At 39.4% G+C, this 14,697-nt stretch carries 12 protein-coding genes and 5 pseudogenes; 13 read left to right on the plus strand and 4 right to left on the minus strand.

The genetic code is table 11. The features are described 5' to 3' along the window. Nucleotides 1-47 precede the first annotated feature (47 nt). Nucleotides 48-1,518 (minus strand): annotated as a pseudogene (locus ACE1CA_RS13330) (NF041680 family putative transposase). 84 nt (nt 1,519-1,602) lie between these two features. On the opposite strand from ACE1CA_RS13330, the pseudogene ACE1CA_RS13335 reads away from it, so the two are divergent. The 12 genes and pseudogenes from ACE1CA_RS13335 (at nt 1,603) to ACE1CA_RS13390 (ending at nt 11,247) form a co-directional block, all read left to right on the plus strand. Continuing rightward, a pseudogene (locus ACE1CA_RS13335) lies at nt 1,603-2,017 on the plus strand (transposase). A 337-nt stretch (nt 2,018-2,354) separates the two neighbouring features. After that, a complete protein-coding gene (locus ACE1CA_RS13340) occupies nt 2,355-3,632 on the plus strand; it encodes an N-6 DNA methylase family protein (protein ID WP_413276102.1) in 1,278 nt (425 codons plus the stop codon). Nucleotides 3,633-3,684: 52 nt separating this feature from the next. Beyond that, nucleotides 3,685-3,900, plus strand: a complete 216-nt coding sequence (locus ACE1CA_RS13345; RefSeq protein ID WP_413276103.1) for a hypothetical protein — start codon at nt 3,685-3,687, stop codon at nt 3,898-3,900. After that, entirely contained in the window at nt 3,897-4,334 is a 438-nt protein-coding gene (locus ACE1CA_RS13350) for a type II toxin-antitoxin system VapC family toxin (protein ID WP_413276104.1), read from the plus strand. The genes ACE1CA_RS13345 and ACE1CA_RS13350 overlap by 4 nt, the downstream gene beginning before the upstream one ends. Before the next feature lie 3 nt (nt 4,335-4,337). Further along, on the plus strand, nt 4,338-5,540 hold the full coding sequence (locus ACE1CA_RS13355) for a restriction endonuclease subunit S (RefSeq protein WP_413276105.1): 1,203 nt from the start codon (nt 4,338-4,340) through the stop codon (nt 5,538-5,540). Then, on the plus strand, nt 5,537-5,869 hold the full coding sequence (locus ACE1CA_RS13360) for a DUF6883 domain-containing protein (protein WP_413276106.1): 333 nt from the start codon (nt 5,537-5,539) through the stop codon (nt 5,867-5,869). The genes ACE1CA_RS13355 and ACE1CA_RS13360 overlap by 4 nt, the downstream gene beginning before the upstream one ends. Before the next feature lie 12 nt (nt 5,870-5,881). Next, the gene (locus tag ACE1CA_RS13365; RefSeq protein ID WP_413276107.1) at nt 5,882-6,100 is read left to right on the plus strand and encodes a DUF4926 domain-containing protein; all 219 of its coding nucleotides are present in this window, start codon (nt 5,882-5,884) and stop codon (nt 6,098-6,100) included. A gap of 102 nt (nt 6,101-6,202) precedes the next feature. After that, nucleotides 6,203-6,379, plus strand: coding sequence for a hypothetical protein (locus tag ACE1CA_RS13370; RefSeq protein WP_413276108.1), 177 nt, complete (start codon nt 6,203-6,205; stop codon nt 6,377-6,379). An 89-nt stretch (nt 6,380-6,468) separates the two neighbouring features. After that, nucleotides 6,469-9,048 (plus strand): annotated as a pseudogene (locus tag ACE1CA_RS13375) (type I restriction endonuclease subunit R); the annotation flags it as partial. A 62-nt stretch (nt 9,049-9,110) separates the two neighbouring features. Continuing rightward, entirely contained in the window at nt 9,111-10,223 is a 1,113-nt protein-coding gene (locus ACE1CA_RS13380; RefSeq protein WP_486517970.1) for an IS630 family transposase, read from the plus strand. A 14-nt stretch (nt 10,224-10,237) separates the two neighbouring features. After that, a pseudogene (locus ACE1CA_RS13385) lies at nt 10,238-10,792 on the plus strand (DUF3387 domain-containing protein); the annotation flags it as partial. Between the two features lie 59 nt (nt 10,793-10,851). Beyond that, nucleotides 10,852-11,247 carry a hypothetical protein gene (locus ACE1CA_RS13390; protein WP_413279803.1) on the plus strand — a complete coding sequence of 132 codons (396 nt, stop codon included), beginning with the start codon at nt 10,852-10,854 and terminating at the stop codon, nt 11,245-11,247. Nucleotides 11,248-11,332: 85 nt separating this feature from the next. On the opposite strand, the gene ACE1CA_RS13395 is transcribed toward ACE1CA_RS13390, so the two are convergent. From ACE1CA_RS13395 to ACE1CA_RS13405, 3 genes are all read right to left on the minus strand, one after another. Then, nucleotides 11,333-11,617: a hypothetical protein gene (locus ACE1CA_RS13395; protein WP_413279804.1), complete on the minus strand. Its 285-nt coding sequence runs from the start codon at nt 11,615-11,617 to the stop codon at nt 11,333-11,335. Between the two features lie 99 nt (nt 11,618-11,716). Continuing rightward, the gene (locus ACE1CA_RS13400; RefSeq protein ID WP_486517816.1) at nt 11,717-13,408 is read right to left on the minus strand and encodes an IS1634 family transposase; all 1,692 of its coding nucleotides are present in this window, start codon (nt 13,406-13,408) and stop codon (nt 11,717-11,719) included. Nucleotides 13,409-13,427: 19 nt separating this feature from the next. After that, nucleotides 13,428-13,676: a hypothetical protein gene (locus tag ACE1CA_RS13405; RefSeq protein WP_486517992.1), complete on the minus strand. Its 249-nt coding sequence runs from the start codon at nt 13,674-13,676 to the stop codon at nt 13,428-13,430. A gap of 150 nt (nt 13,677-13,826) precedes the next feature. On the opposite strand from ACE1CA_RS13405, the pseudogene ACE1CA_RS13410 reads away from it, so the two are divergent. Then, a pseudogene (locus ACE1CA_RS13410) lies at nt 13,827-14,612 on the plus strand (IS1634 family transposase); the annotation flags it as partial. Nucleotides 14,613-14,697: the final 85 nt, after the last annotated feature.

The following is a 14,697-nucleotide window of genomic DNA, read 5'->3' on the forward strand; positions in this document are numbered from 1 at the left end:
GTTATAACGCGAAGTAATTATAATTAATAATGAAGAATTAGGTTGATTTAAGCAGCAGTCGGTGTCGAAGACGGGTTCTTTTTCATCTTTTTCCCCTTTTTGACCACAGGATATCGTTTTCTTTTCTCTTTGGAGTCACCTTGTACCCGCCCGCTCGAAAAACCACGAGGTTTGGGAGAAACTGCCGGAGTACCAATCGTGCGAATAATTCGGTAGAAGTCTCTTTGCACTAAACTAGGTGTTATAGAATGATGAGTTTTTTTGTGATAAGATTTTTCTTTTCGGGCGAGGAAGAGCTGACACCAATTCTCTGGCTGCCCATAATTGGATATAAGCCAGCTGCGTTAGTTGAACCCAATTTTCTTCATGCTCTACATCTGGGGTTTGAAAAGAATTCATCAACAAACGTTGTTTGTTAAAGCGCAAAGTATGTTCCATATCAAATCGTTGTCGGTAAGATAAATAGCAGTCCATAATAGTTAATTCATTTCGCCTAGTACCAAGCACAATTAACCACATCGGATGCCATAATTGCTGACCAAATTCATCAGTAACCCTCACCTGTAATAAAGTAAAAGGATGTTGGTGCATCGGATATTCTTTCGTTCCCCGCATCAACATTTGATGCCAAGCAGAGATGTTTAATTGCAGACAACGCCCACGACGAGTAGTGAAATTTGTCTGTACTGTTTCATCAGGTTGATGCCAAGTAGTTTCATCTTTTAAATCAAATCGTTCTCCATACCACAGTCGGTGTCCCCGACCGGAATTAGCTGTTTCACTACTGGATGGTTGACGATAGAAAACTCGATTGCTACGTACTCTCGTGATTAGCACCAAATTAGACTCTTTGGAGAGTGCATCTAGAAATTGACGTTGGGAGTAATAACTATCAGCTACCAGCACAGATAATTGTTCTTGTTCAAAGGCGGGACAATGATGGAGTGTTGTATCTATCTGCTCTACTCCCACAGCTATACTATTAGTATTAGATCTGACTCTTTGGGTGCTTAAAGGAATTGACCAAGGGATATTTTGAGTGCCTTCTGACTCTGGCAGAAATGATAATAAAGAGTACTGATGCCCGATGTTAATCGGTTTATTACCTTTAATAGTATTCGGTTGATGGATGTATGTCCGGTCTGGTAATGTAGGAGAAAATGGGCGTGGGATGGGGGTTGTGTCCAAACCAAATAAATGAAAATTTCGCTTAGTCGGTGCTTTAATTAATGGAGAAAGCGTTTTTAGTAGAGATTTTTGAAGTTGTTTTCTTTCGGCAACTGCTGTGTTGGGGCTACTCGGTACAAAAAATTGTCTAATTGCTTTATATAAAGCACTATAACCGCGACGGAAAGAAGGATGCTCACATAATTCTACTGGGGTTTGAGCCGTGATATTTCCCGTAATAGCATCCAATAAATCCATTACACTGTCACGATTAAGAGGGAAGTTAGCGTAAACATTTTGGCGAAATTGCTGAAATTGAGCGAGTTGGTCTTCACAGGATATGGTAGACATCAAAAAATGGTAAAAGAGAGTTTTTGTTAACAATAGTCGCGAAGTATTTTACCATTTAATTACACATTTGTTTTCTATCTAGTTATGAAGCACGCCAAACCAAAACTGGCTCCCAACTTAGCTAAAAGAGCAGAACGCTTAACTGCTACTATCGCGACTTTAAAAGTTAAAATTCAACAAATTTACGATGAAGGTGAGGTATCTCCCAAGGGGTGCTACGTGGCCCGTTATCAGGTACGACAACAACAGAAAATTTATTGGTACTACAAATTACAGGCGACTGAACCGATTTTTGAGCAAGCATTCATATCCCCAAAAGAAGAGTAAGTATAGACATTTGGGACGCGCTGGTAGTGAGGAGCATATTACCGCAGTAGTCCAGGTGGTTAGACGTAACCAAATTGATGAACTTGAACGGACGATTAATTCTTTAACTAATAGTTTACTTGACTTATATTATGACGGTGAAAGTGAGATTGTTCCCGATAAATTCGATTGATTAGTGTATAAATTTCTCACCCCACCTCTTGACATTAAAGCTTGTTAAACAACAATTTACTTCGCGCTCGTTAGTCGCGAAACGCTTTTCTTCTTTGTCCAAAGTCCAAACCTTAGCTGACCATAATTATAAATTTTTATTTCCCCCCTTCGTTGTTAGCCAATTCCCGCCAATAAATTGAGTATTTATACTTAATTTATTGGGTCAAATGTTTTTTAGCGATAGCTTCGCTCGCCGCCAGCATCGCCTCTCCCTAAAAAACTAGTTATTTTGTACTATATTTTGATTTTCAAAATGGAGGTTAATACTCTGTTTATTTCAAAATGAGAATTGCTGGATGATTGCTATTGAACAAGAAAACCCGATTCTCAAAGGGGTTTTATCGAAGGTTTACGCTAAACAAAATTTAGATAAGGCTTCTTTGGGGGGATTAATTGATTTAATTGGCAGTTTTAAGTTAGTTAGTGAGAAAAAAGGGGCGGCTGAACAATTAGAATTAGATTTAGAACAGAATGCGAAAAAGTTACAGCAAGCGGATGTTTTAGGGCGGGTTTATGAATATTTTTTAGGACAATTTGCTTTGGAGGAAGGACGGAAAGGCGGACAGTTTTACACGCCGGAATGTATTGTTAAATTGTTAGTGGAGATGTTAGAACCCTACAATGGGCGGGTTTTTGACCCTTGTTGTGGTTCTGGGGGAATGTTTGTTCAAAGTGAAAAGTTTGTGGCTAATCATCAAGGGCGGTTAGATGATATTTCTATTTATGGACAGGAAAGCAACGAAACCACATTTAAGTTATGTAAGATGAATTTGGCAATCAGGGGGATTGATTCATCGAATATTAAATGGAATAGTGAAGGGTCTTTTTTGAATGATGCCCACCCGGATTTGAAGGCGGATTTTATATTAGCTAATCCTCCGTTTAATGATAGTGATTGGGGAGGGGAACTGTTACGCAGTGATGGACGGTGGAAGTATGGAACTCCGCCAACGGGTAATGCTAATTTTGCTTGGGTACAGCATTTTATTTATCATTTAGCCCCGACTGGAAGTGCTGGGTTTGTGTTGTCGAATGGTTCGCTTTCTTCTAATACAGGGGGTGAGGGGGAAATTAGGCAGAAGTTGGTGCAAGAGGATTTGGTTGATTGTATTGTGATGTTACCGACTCAGTTATTTTATAATACGGGAATTCCGGCTTGTTTATGGTTTTTGAGTCGTTATAAGAATGGGAATAAGAATCGGGTTCGTCAAGGGGAGGTGTTATTTATTGATGCTTCCGAACAGGGAGAAATGATTAACCGGAGAAACCGGACTTTGAGGGATGCTGATATTAATAAAATTGCTCACACTTACCACGAATGGAAGCGGAAAAATGGGAGTTATCGGGATATTAAAGGGTTTTGTAAGTCTGCAACTTTAGAGGAGATTGAAAAGCATAAGTTTGTTTTGACTCCAGGGCGTTATGTGGGGATTCCTGATGAGGTGGAGGAGGAGATAAGTTTTGAAGAGAAAATGGAGTTTTTGACGGCTGAGTTATCCCAACAAATGCGGGAAGCTGAGATTTTAGATAAGGAAATTAGGTTACAGTTGGCTAAGGTGGGTTTTGAGTTATAAGTGACTTGGTAATTTTAGTCAATTGTTTTTTAGGGAAAAGGGGGTTTTGGTGATGTTTGTTAAGGGGATTAAAAGAGGGAATATTATTGAGTTATTGGAAGAGGTGGATTTTCCCGATAATCAAGAGGTTTTGGTGGAAATTAGAGGGGTTAATGATTTTTGGTCGGCTTTGCAGGATTTTAGAGAAAGGGTAGATTTAGAAGGGATTGATGATGATACTTTTGAGAATTTACGGGATAAATCACCTGGGAGAGAGGTTGATTTATGACGGTTAAGTATTTATTGGATACGAATGTTTTATCTGAGGCTAAACGTCCGCAGCCGAATCAAAATGTGATGGAAAAGTTAAGGTTATGTAAGGGGGAAATTGCTACTGCTACTTTAGTGATTCATGAGTTGTTGTTTGGTTGTTTACGGCTTCCTGAGTCGAAGAAACGGCGGGATTTAGAGGATTATATTAGGAATGTGATTATTGGGCAGTTACCTTTATTTGATTATGATTTGAAGGCGGCAGAATATCACGCGCAGGAAAGGGCTAGGTTATCTAAGGTGGGGAAAGTTACTGCTTTTAGTGATGGTCAAATTGCTGCTATTGCGTTTACTAATGATTTGGTTTTAGTTACTAATAATGTCTCTGATTTTCAGGATTTTGATGGGTTGAGAATAGAAAATTGGTTTGATATCAGTGAAGGTGAGGTTTGAGTTATGAGTGAGTGGAAAGAGGCAACTTTAGGGGAAATTGTTACGTTTCAAAGAGGACATGATTTACCTCAAACTGAGTTTAAAGGGGGTAAATATCCCATTGTTGGCTCTAATGGTATTATTGGCTATCACAATGAATATACGACAGAAGAAAATGGGATAACTATTGGAAGAAGTGGAAATATAGGCAATCCCTTCTTTATAAATTCAAAGTTTTGGGCACATAATACAACATTATATGTAAAAGAGTTTCATAATAGTTTTCCTAAATTTGTTTATTACTTCTTAAAGACTTTAAATTTCCAAAAATTAAATTCTGGAAGTGCTGTTCCATCTTTGAATAGAAATTATATACATCCATTCCCAATTAAAGTTCCTGATTATGAAGAACAAAAACAAATAGCTGATGTTCTGTCCTGTCTCGATCGCAAAATAGACAACCTCCGCCGCCAAAACGAAACCCTAGAAAAAATCGCACAAACACTGTTTAAGCATTGGTTTATTGACTTTGAATTTCCCAACGATGACGGCAAACCTTATAAATCATCCGGTGGTGCGATGGTTGCTTCTGAGTTAGGCGATATTCCCGAAGGTTGGCGTGTAATTACTTTAAAAGAATGTCTCCAGCATTTAATAGATAATAGAGGAAAAACTCCTAAATTTTTTGCAAGTGGAATCCCTGCACTTAGCGCCAAATTTATAAAAGGTGGAAATCTTGTGAATCGAGAGAATTTTAATTATATTTCTATCGATTTGTTTGCCGCAAGCGAAAAGCTCCAATCGGGAGATATTATAATGACATCTGAAGCACCATTAGGTGAATTATATTATATTAGTAAAAATACAAATTATTATCCTGCTCAGAGAGTTTTTGCTTTAAGAGCAAATCAAAAAGTTGTTTTATCTGCTTATTTGAATTATTGGTTAGGTAATTCATTAGGACAATCCTTAATTAACCGCAGAGCTACTGGTTCAACTGTTCAAGGCATTAAACAAACAGAACTATATCAATGTGAAGTATTGATTCCGCAACGCGAATTGATGGAAAAATTTTCACATTGTTTTAATAAGGTTTTATATAAAAAAGAATTTAACGAAAATCAAATCCAAACTCTAACTAAAACCCGTGACACCTTATTACCTAAATTAATGAGTGGAGAAATTAGGGTTAAGGAAGCAGAGAGTATAATTGAGGAGGGAAAATGAAACTACCCAACCCTGAAAATGCAATTATTGATGAACAGAAACTAGCAGGTTATTCTCTCAACCCTAATCATTCGGATGGAAAACATAAAGCCCGTGTTTTTGAATCTGCTTTAAACCTAACGCTTGACAACCTAGACGAACTTAAAAACGCGCTTTTATTGGCAGTCAGAACCTATGATGCTATCCCAGATAAAATTAACGCTTATGGACAAAAATATATTATTGATTTTCCGCTAACACGGGAAAACAAAACCGCTATTATCCACAGCGTTTGGATAATTAGAAATGACGAACAATTCCCCCGCTTAGTGACTTGTTACATTCTTTAAGGAGAACCGAAAATGAAACTCTTAGATGTTGTTGCTTTATTAGAAAACTTACCCCAATTAGGACTCTATCGAGGACAAGTCGGCACAATTGTTGAGGAATACGAACCAGGGGTTTTTGAAGTTGAATTTAGCGATGATACAGGTAAAGCTTATGCCATAGAAACCCTAAGCGAACATCAGTTAATGGTTCTTTATCACTATCGCTTAGAACCTGAAGCCGTAGCAGTCTAAAAGGGTTTTATACAAAAAGGAATTAAACGAAAATCAAATCCAAACCCTAACTAAAACCCGTGACACCTTATTACCTAAATTAATGAGTCGAGAAATTAGACAATGAAAATTAATCTGAATAACGACCAACAAATTATAGAAGAAGTCTTTAATATTTTAATCGAAAATTTAGACCCTTCTAAAATCAGCCGTTTTTGGACAATTTGTAACTTAGGAAGTGGGGACTATTCCCAACTTAAAGACAAATTGTTTGCCGGAGAAACTGTTGATAGCCTTTAGGAAAAAATCAAAGCACAAGAAAACAATGATGCAACCTACTGAGAAAAACTACAACTTTGTTAATTCAGGAGTTTGATTAAAAATAAACAATGACTAAAATCACAGAATCTAAAATAGAAGAACTTGCCCTAGAATATTTAGAAAACATCGGTTATGATTACCGATACGGTTGTATTTTAGCCCCAGATGGCGAACAACCAGAACGAGAAAAATATGATGATGTTATTCTAAAAAATCGCCTGATTAATGCGATTAATACCCTTAATCCTACTCTCCCAATAGAAGCCAGAGAAGAAGCATTTCGGCAAATTATCACGATTAACACCGCCGACTTACTAAACAACAATGAAATTTTCCATCAATACCTTACTGAAGGCATAGATATTGAATACCAAAACAATGGAGAAACTAGAGGCGGTAAGGTTTGGTTAATTGACTTTGAACACCCAGAAAATAACGAATATTTAGCCGTTAATCAATTTACTATTATTGAAAATAACCATGACCGTAGACCCGATATTATTCTATTTATTAACGGACTCCCTCTTGTTGTCATTGAACTAAAAAACCCGGCTGATGAACAAGCAACCATTGAAACTGCCTATAAGCAATTACAAACTTATAAAGCAGAAATTCCCAGCCTGTTTACCTACAATGCCCTACTAATTATTTCCGATGGACACGCCGCCCGTACAGGGTCACTCTCATCTGACTTTTCTCGGTTTCTGGCTTGGAAAAATAATCAACCAAATCAAAAGCCAGATGTGGAAATCGAAACCTTAATCAAAGAACAGCTAAACCCGCCAACTCTGCTTAATTTAATTCGCTACTTTACCGTATTTGAAAAGACCGCACAGGAAAACGCAAAAACTAAAGTTATCACGATTAAAACCGATAAAAAAATTGCTGCTTACCATCAATACTATGCTGTGAATAAAGCCGTTGATAGTGTATTAACAGCCAGAGAAAGCGATAAAAAAGGCGGTGTAGTTTGGCATACCCAAGGCAGCGGAAAATCACTTTCAATGGTATTTTTAACGGGAAAACTGGTCTTAAAACTCGATAACCCAACTATCGTAGTTTTAACTGACCGCAACGACTTAGACGACCAACTATTTGATACTTTTTCCGCTTGTCGGCAACTCCTCAGACAAAACCCCCAACAAGCAGAAAACCGTCAACAACTGCGGGAACTTTTGAATGTGGACTCAGGAGGAGTGATTTTTACCACAGTGCAAAAATTCTCTCCGGCTGAGGGCGAAACTTTGTACCCGGAACTTTCCCCCCGAAATAATATTATTGTGCTGGCAGATGAAGCCCACCGCAGTCAATATGGGTTTAAAGCCAAAGAATTTGATATCACCGATAAACAAGGAAAGATTATTGGTAAAAGAACCAGCTATGGTTTCGCTAAATATATTCGAGATGCTTTACCAAATGCCACTTTTATTGGCTTTACAGGTACACCCGTTGAACAAACCGATAAAAACACCCCGGCTGTGTTTGGGAAATACATTGATATTTACGACATTGCCCAAGCCGTTGCTGATGGTGCGACAGTGCCAATTTATTATGAAAGTCGCTTAGTTAAAGTTGATTTAGATGCAGAAGGCAGAAAACTTTTAACTGAGTTAGAGGAAGATTTAGAAGGGTTAGAAGAAGATGAAATTGTCGAACAAGAAAAAAGTCAACGGACAAAGTTAGAGGCAGTTGTTGGCGCAACAGACCGCGTTAAAAACATTGCTTTTGATATTGTCCAACACTTTGAAACCCGACAAAAAATATTTGTCGGTAAAGCTTTAATTGTTAGTATCAGCCGGGAAGTTGCAGTTAAATTGTACAACGAAATTATTAAACTGCGTCCAGACTGGCATCATGAAGACTTGGACAAAGGCAAAATTAAAGTAGTAATGACAGCTTCAGCCAAAGATGGCCCGGAAATGGCGAAACACCACACCAGCAAAGGAGAACGGCGGATACTCGCTAACCGTTTTAAAGACCCGCAAGACAGCTTGGAATTGGTGATAGTTAGAGATATGTGGTTAACGGGTTTTGATGCCCCTTGTCTGCATACTCTCTATGTGGATAAACCAATGAGAGGGCATAATTTAATGCAAGCAATAGCCAGGGTAAACCGAGTTTATTTAGATAAACCAGGGGGCTTAATTGTTGATTATTTAGGAATAGCTGCTGACTTGAAAGAATCACTGGCTTTTTATGCCGAAAGTGGCGGAAAAGGAAAACCCACTTTAGACCAAGAGGAAGCGATTAATTTAATGTTGACTAAGTTAGAAGTGGTAGAACAGTTAATGTCAGGTTGTCCTTATCAGGTTTATTTTACGGCTGATACTGCGGCAAAACTGCGAATTATTTTGCAAGCTGAAGATTATATTTCGGGATTAGAAAATGGCAAAGACCGCTTTAACCGAGAAGTAACTGCTTTAGCTAAAGCTTTTGCTTTATGTGCTTCTTCACCAGAAGCGAAAATAAACACGGAAAAAGTTTCATTTTTTCAAGCTGTGCAAGCTCGATTAAAAAAGTTTGATTCGTCTGCTTCTGGTGTGAGTAGAGATGAGATTAGAACGGCAATTCGTCAAGTTGTTGACCAGGCTTTAGTGTCGGAACAGGTTATTGATATCTTTGATGCGGCGGGAATTAAGAAACCGGATAAGCTGTTAATCATTTAAATAGGGTAAAATGGAAAAGTCAACCGAGCAAAATGAGTCAGGGAATGCCAGCAAAGAATCATCTGAGTTTAGAACAAGTAGAGAAGCTACAAAAAGCCCTAAAAGATGAAGAAAATGGAAACATTAGAGAAAGAATTCTGATGTTACTGTTGCTAAATGATGGAAAAACTCAAGGTAAAATAGCGGAATTTCTGGGCTGTTCAATAAATAAAGTATCTTATTGGTGCGTACATGGAGATCCAGATAATCTGGAAAGCCTAGTGGATGAAAGGATGAAGGGGAATCATCAAAAAGCCACAGATAAATATAGAGAAATATTATTAGAGACAGTAGATAAAGAACCCAAAGAATTAGGATACGAATTTGGCAGATGGACAGCAGAAAGATTAGCAACATATTTAGCAGAAACGACAGGAATAAAATTAAGTGGGTCGCAAGTTAGGAGAATATTAGAGAAAAAAAAGTTCGTTTACCTCTGGGCGAAGTACAGCTTAGAGGGAAAGCGAGAGCCGGAAAAAAGAAAAGAATTTAAAAAGAAGATAACCGAATATTTAAAAATAGAAAAAGATAACCCAGAACGTTTACAAGTATGGTTTTGGGACGAAAGCGGTTTTAGTTTAAGCGTGATAAAAAGAAAGAATTGGTGTAAGAAAGGTAGCCGAAAAGAGGTGAGGGGAGAGCGAAGAAAGGGTCGGATTAATGTAATGGGAGGGCTGAGGTATTCCGACAAGAAAAGGTTTGTGGAGTTTCTGGATAAAAGCAATTCAGAAAGTTTTTATCAAGTGCTAAAACTGTTTTATCAAGAATTGATTGCTGAATGGGTAGCTGCTGGCAATGAAGCCGATGAATTTGCGGAAAAAGGAGCCAAAATAGTGATAATTCTAGATAATGCTAGTTTCCACAAAAAAGCTGAATATCTCCAGAAAATTGCTGCCGAAATGCCCAATATTCATTTAGAGTTTCTCCCCAAATATAGCCCGGATTATAACTTAATTGAATTAGTTTGGCATTCAGCAAAAGAATTTATTGCTAATCGACTATTTAAATCAATCGAAGAATTAGAATATTTATTGCATCAACTTTTAAATGAAGGACAGTTAATTATTAAATGGGAGCGAAAACTTAAAAATAAAGGTAATGCTCTTATCCCTGTTTAAATGCTTAACAGCTTATTTCGGTATTATCTGATAGTTTTATGGCAGAAGTTAAAGGGTTAGAGCATAAGAATTTGGCTGTTGAGCTTTTGAAAAAACTGTTGAATGATGAGATTAGAACGCGGAGAAAAACTAATCTTGTCCAAAGTCGTAAGTTAACAGAGATGTTAGAAGGAACTTTGCGGAAGTATCAAAATCGAGTGATTGGTGCTGGAGAAATTATTGATGAATTGATTAATATTGCTAAGGAAATTAGAGCGGCTGACCACCGAGGGGAGGAATTAAATTTAGAACCTTACGAGGTGGCTTTTTATGATGCACTAGCTCAGAATGAAAGTGCAAGGGAACTTATGGGAGTGGAGCAGTTGCGGGAATTGGCGATCGTCTTAGTCCAGAGAATCCGCCAAAATGCGTCAATTGATTGGAATCTGAAAGAAAATGTCAGAGCCAGAATGAAAGTAATGGTGAAACGGCTGTTACGTCAATATGGTTATCCCCCTGATATGCAAGCTTTAGCAACGGAGTTAGTCTTGGAACAGGCGAAATTATTTACCGAGTCAGTGGTTAGTTAAACTGCCTATAACTACTGAGAATATTTCAAATTTATACTTTTTGGGTGTATTGCTAAAATATGGAAACTTCAGCGAATGAAATATTGAATGAAACCGAGAAAACCACAAGTAAAAGTAAGTTAATGAGTGAGTATGGCATTCAAAAAACAACAACTTGGCAAGATTGGTGTACCGTAACTGGACTGGTGAATAAAGATAGTTATTCGGATTTAGAAGTAGCTAAATTCAATCATCTTTATCGGCTGTTAAGAACATCGGAAAAATTTAGTGAAAAACCACCAATACTAGCTCCAAGTCTACTTGTATGTGTTGCATCTGTAATTGGCGTAGCGATCTTTGCAGGAATATTAGGGTTTATCTTAGGAGTTGGTATTACTATTGTGATTAAATCTACTGATTCTGTTTCTAATCAACCCGTAAATGGCAGAAACCCGCCTATTACTAAAAATAAATAAAAAAAGTTTGAAAGTATCCTTGTAAAAGCCAGCTTCAACAGAATAAAAATATACTCTGCCGAAACTGGCTTATTAGAAAAACTCTCTAAGGGTCTTCTCTGATAAAATTCCCCTGTTCGTCGTACCACTTACAAGATAAGTATCTACTATTAACGTAACCGACCCGTCCTGTAAGTTGGGAGTTAGGCCCTTTAATCACTTTAACTTCATCCCAAATGACATTATTTTCGTCGATCGTACCTGTAAAGGCTTGGACGATATTGCCATTATTCAACCCCGCAAAGGGTCTACCGTTGGGTTGGGGACGCAAGGCTAGTTGTCCCTGTTGTAGTCCCCGCACTCTACAAATAACAGCTGTACGTTCGCTCATTTTTGAAGGGTAAGAGGAATTAATAGCTTACTGTGTAAGGTTTCAAGGTGATTGTGGATCTGATGGTGGTGATACCATGTAATACTTGGCAAAGGTAGATCAGATTGACGTAGTATTACACGGTACGAAGGAAGTCAAATCTTGCCGTGTAATACTTGGAAGCTCGGACAGCGGCGTGATGAAAATGGTAGAGTCAGGAAGGTGATAGAGAGTAAGCTGACAAAAAGCCTGAAGCATTCGCGACTCTGATGGGCGATTGGTTTTTCGCTTTGGATTGCCGTCATAAAGACCAGCCAAAGATTGTTGCGTTTGCTGGAGAGCCTTCCGTACCACAAACTCCATCAAGGTAAATACGCGCAAAGCTATATTCAAAATGAACATTAAGCCAGTAATTCGGTCTTCATTTTGGAAGTAAATGGGTAGGGCTGGCAAGGAACCTCTTTTAAAACGGTGAAACCCACGTTCCAAGAGCCATTCATCCCGGTAATACATGACAGCTTGTGGTAGGGTCAGTCGAGTGGTCGGGGCGTTAGTGACATACAGTCGCCATCCGGCCAAGGTTTCTGAAAGCTTAATCGCATCATCAATCTGCTGGATATGAAGTTGAAGAGAAATACTAGTTACTTCCTCAGTGGGAGAATTTTTTGATGGTCGTCCTCGTCCCACAGGGCGAGTTTCAAAGATGATTTCTTCTGTAATCGTGGTTGAGAAGAAATCGTTGACCCGATAGCGCTTGAGAATGTTTTCTACTTTATGGCCCAGTTGCTCCCGGTCGTTACCAGGCTTCTTTTCTAATTTATCCAGAGCAGCTCTAGCCGTCAATATGCGTTGCTGTTGACCACGGATGGCAGAAGCCGCAAGGCTTTGGGAATAAACTACCAAGTAGCGTTCTAGCCAACGTACCCACTTGTGGGTTTCTTCGTTGAACCAAAACTTGCCTAACTCTACTTCAAAACCCTTTCCCACAGCAGGTTCTTCTTCGTCTTGTCGCGGTAAACGAATGGACACTGTTTCTGCTGGTGGGGAGAGTACCCACTGTTTGAGATATTGGGGGTGTTGTCCACTCATGGGTACAGGGAAGCAATAAACACCTCCATTGGCAGCAATTTGGGCGCGAGTTGCCATCGAGCCAGCTTTACAATCAGCGATGAAGACAAAATTTTTGTGTCCCATCACCTTTGCCATTTGTTCCCAGGTCGGAAAATATAATGGGTCATCAGCGCCATTACCTTCTAGGGTCGCACTGAGCAGTGGCATTCCCATCGGGTCGAGGGTTGCCAGTAATTGACGGTATTGCAATAAGTCTGGACGCTTGTCTTTGGAGTACCCATGATGCAGTAGACTTTCTTGTGCTGATTCTCCCTGTTGATGATTCACACTAAAACTAGTTGTATCAGCTCGTGCCACTTCTGTCGGTAATTCGTAGGCCCGAATCAGATGTCGTCCTAATTTTACTTCTATTTCCCGCCTTGCCTCTGACTGCTTACCTAACTCTTCAACTACCCTTGCCAATCGGTCATCAGTAGTATCTTTTTCCTTGAGCGACCACCCCGTACTTAACTCTAAAATCTGTTGGTGTGCCTGAACCCAGGCTTCCACAGCAGACAACCGATGGTCTGACTGGGTAATTATATATGTTAATAACAATACACTCAATTGTCCGTAGCTGAGTCCTTTGTGGTTTCCATGTGGTGGAGTGAGTTTTTGGTCAATACATTTGGCTATTTCCATCTGTTTGAGCCATTCCACAATCAATGGAATATCGTCTATTCGCTCGGAACTTATTTCCACTGTTTTTCCTGTGATCTATTCAGACTCTTGTGTATCCTGGTGAGTCAGTGCCGCAATAAAATGATTCAGGGCTTTGAGTGCTGCTTTGTAGCCTGGGGCTAGCATTGTCTCTCATCACCTGTTCCAAGTAATCTGCTCTCGTCATCCCAAAGCATTCAGCAGCTATCCCCAAAGCCTTCCAGGTTTCATCAGTTACCCTTAAAGAGCGCACTTGACGATAATCATCGTCTTTGAGTGCGAACTTGCCTTGAATGTCCCGCTTCCACATTACTCTTATCCCTTGTATTACATCGTTAAACTAACCAAGCCTTCCCCAAGTATTACACGGTATCACCACCATCAGATCCACAATCACCTTGAAACCTTACACAGTAAGCTATTAATTCCTCTTACCCTTCAAAAATGAGCGAACGTACAGGAGTTAGGCAAGTTTTGGTTCAACGAAGAAACCCACAAGTGGGTACGTTGGCTAGAACGCTACTTGGTAGTTTATTCCCAAAGCCTTGCGGCTTCTGCCATCCGTGGTCAACAGCAACGCATATTGACGGCTAGAGCTGCTCTGGATAAATTAGAAAAGAAGCCTGGTAACGACCGGGAGCAACTGGGCCATAAAGTAGAAAACATTCTCAAGCGCTATCGGGTCAACGATTTCTTCTCAACCACGATTACAGAAGAAATCATCTTTGAAACTCGCCCTGTGGGACGAGGACGACCATCAAAAAATTCTCCCACTGAGGAAGTAACTAGTATTTCTCTTCAACTTCATATCCAGCAGATTGATGATGCGATTAAGCTTTCAGAAACCTTGGCCGGATGGCGACTGTATGTCACTAACGCCCCGACCACTCGACTGACCCTACCACAAGCTGTCATGTATTACCGGGATGAATGGCTCTTGGAACGTGGGTTTCACCGTTTTAAAAGAGGTTCCTTGCCAGCCCTACCCATTTACTTCCAAAATGAAGACCGAATTACTGGCTTAATGTTCATTTTGAATATAGCTTTGCGCGTATTTACCTTGATGGAGTTTGTGGTACGGAAGGCTCTCCAGCAAACGCAACAATCTTTGGCTGGTCTTTATGACGGCAATCCAAAGCGAAAAACCAATCGCCCATCAGAGTCGCGAATGCTTCAGGCTTTTTGTCAGCTTACTCTCTATCACCTTCCTGACTCTACCATTTTCATCACGCCGCTGTCCGAGCTTCCAAGTATTACACGGCAAGATTTGACTTCCTTCGTACCGTGTAATACTACGTCAATCTGATCTACCTTTGCCAAGTATTACATGG

The sequence above is a fragment of the Floridaenema evergladense BLCC-F167 genome (assembly GCF_041929205.2).
GTDB lineage: Bacteria > Cyanobacteriota > Cyanobacteriia > Cyanobacteriales > Aerosakkonemataceae > Floridanema > Floridanema evergladense.

Bases quoted from the DNA above. Each gene is read 5' to 3' on its own strand.
- ACE1CA_RS13340 (WP_413276102.1), top strand. From the start codon at position 2,355: ATGATTGCTATTGAACAAGAAAACCCGATTCTCAAAGGGGTTTTATCG.
- ACE1CA_RS13345 (WP_413276103.1), top strand. From the start codon at position 3,685: ATGTTTGTTAAGGGGATTAAAAGAGGGAATATTATTGAGTTATTGGAA.
- ACE1CA_RS13350 (WP_413276104.1), top strand. From the start codon at position 3,897: ATGACGGTTAAGTATTTATTGGATACGAATGTTTTATCTGAGGCTAAA.
- ACE1CA_RS13355 (WP_413276105.1), top strand. From the start codon at position 4,338: ATGAGTGAGTGGAAAGAGGCAACTTTAGGGGAAATTGTTACGTTTCAA.
- ACE1CA_RS13360 (WP_413276106.1), top strand. From the start codon at position 5,537: ATGAAACTACCCAACCCTGAAAATGCAATTATTGATGAACAGAAACTA.
- ACE1CA_RS13365 (WP_413276107.1), top strand. From the start codon at position 5,882: ATGAAACTCTTAGATGTTGTTGCTTTATTAGAAAACTTACCCCAATTA.
- ACE1CA_RS13370 (WP_413276108.1), top strand. From the start codon at position 6,203: ATGAAAATTAATCTGAATAACGACCAACAAATTATAGAAGAAGTCTTT.
- ACE1CA_RS13380 (WP_486517970.1), top strand. From the start codon at position 9,111: ATGCCAGCAAAGAATCATCTGAGTTTAGAACAAGTAGAGAAGCTACAA.
- ACE1CA_RS13390 (WP_413279803.1), top strand. From the start codon at position 10,852: ATGGAAACTTCAGCGAATGAAATATTGAATGAAACCGAGAAAACCACA.
- ACE1CA_RS13395 (WP_413279804.1), bottom strand. From the start codon at position 11,617: ATGAGCGAACGTACAGCTGTTATTTGTAGAGTGCGGGGACTACAACAG.
- ACE1CA_RS13405 (WP_486517992.1), bottom strand. From the start codon at position 13,676: ATGTGGAAGCGGGACATTCAAGGCAAGTTCGCACTCAAAGACGATGAT.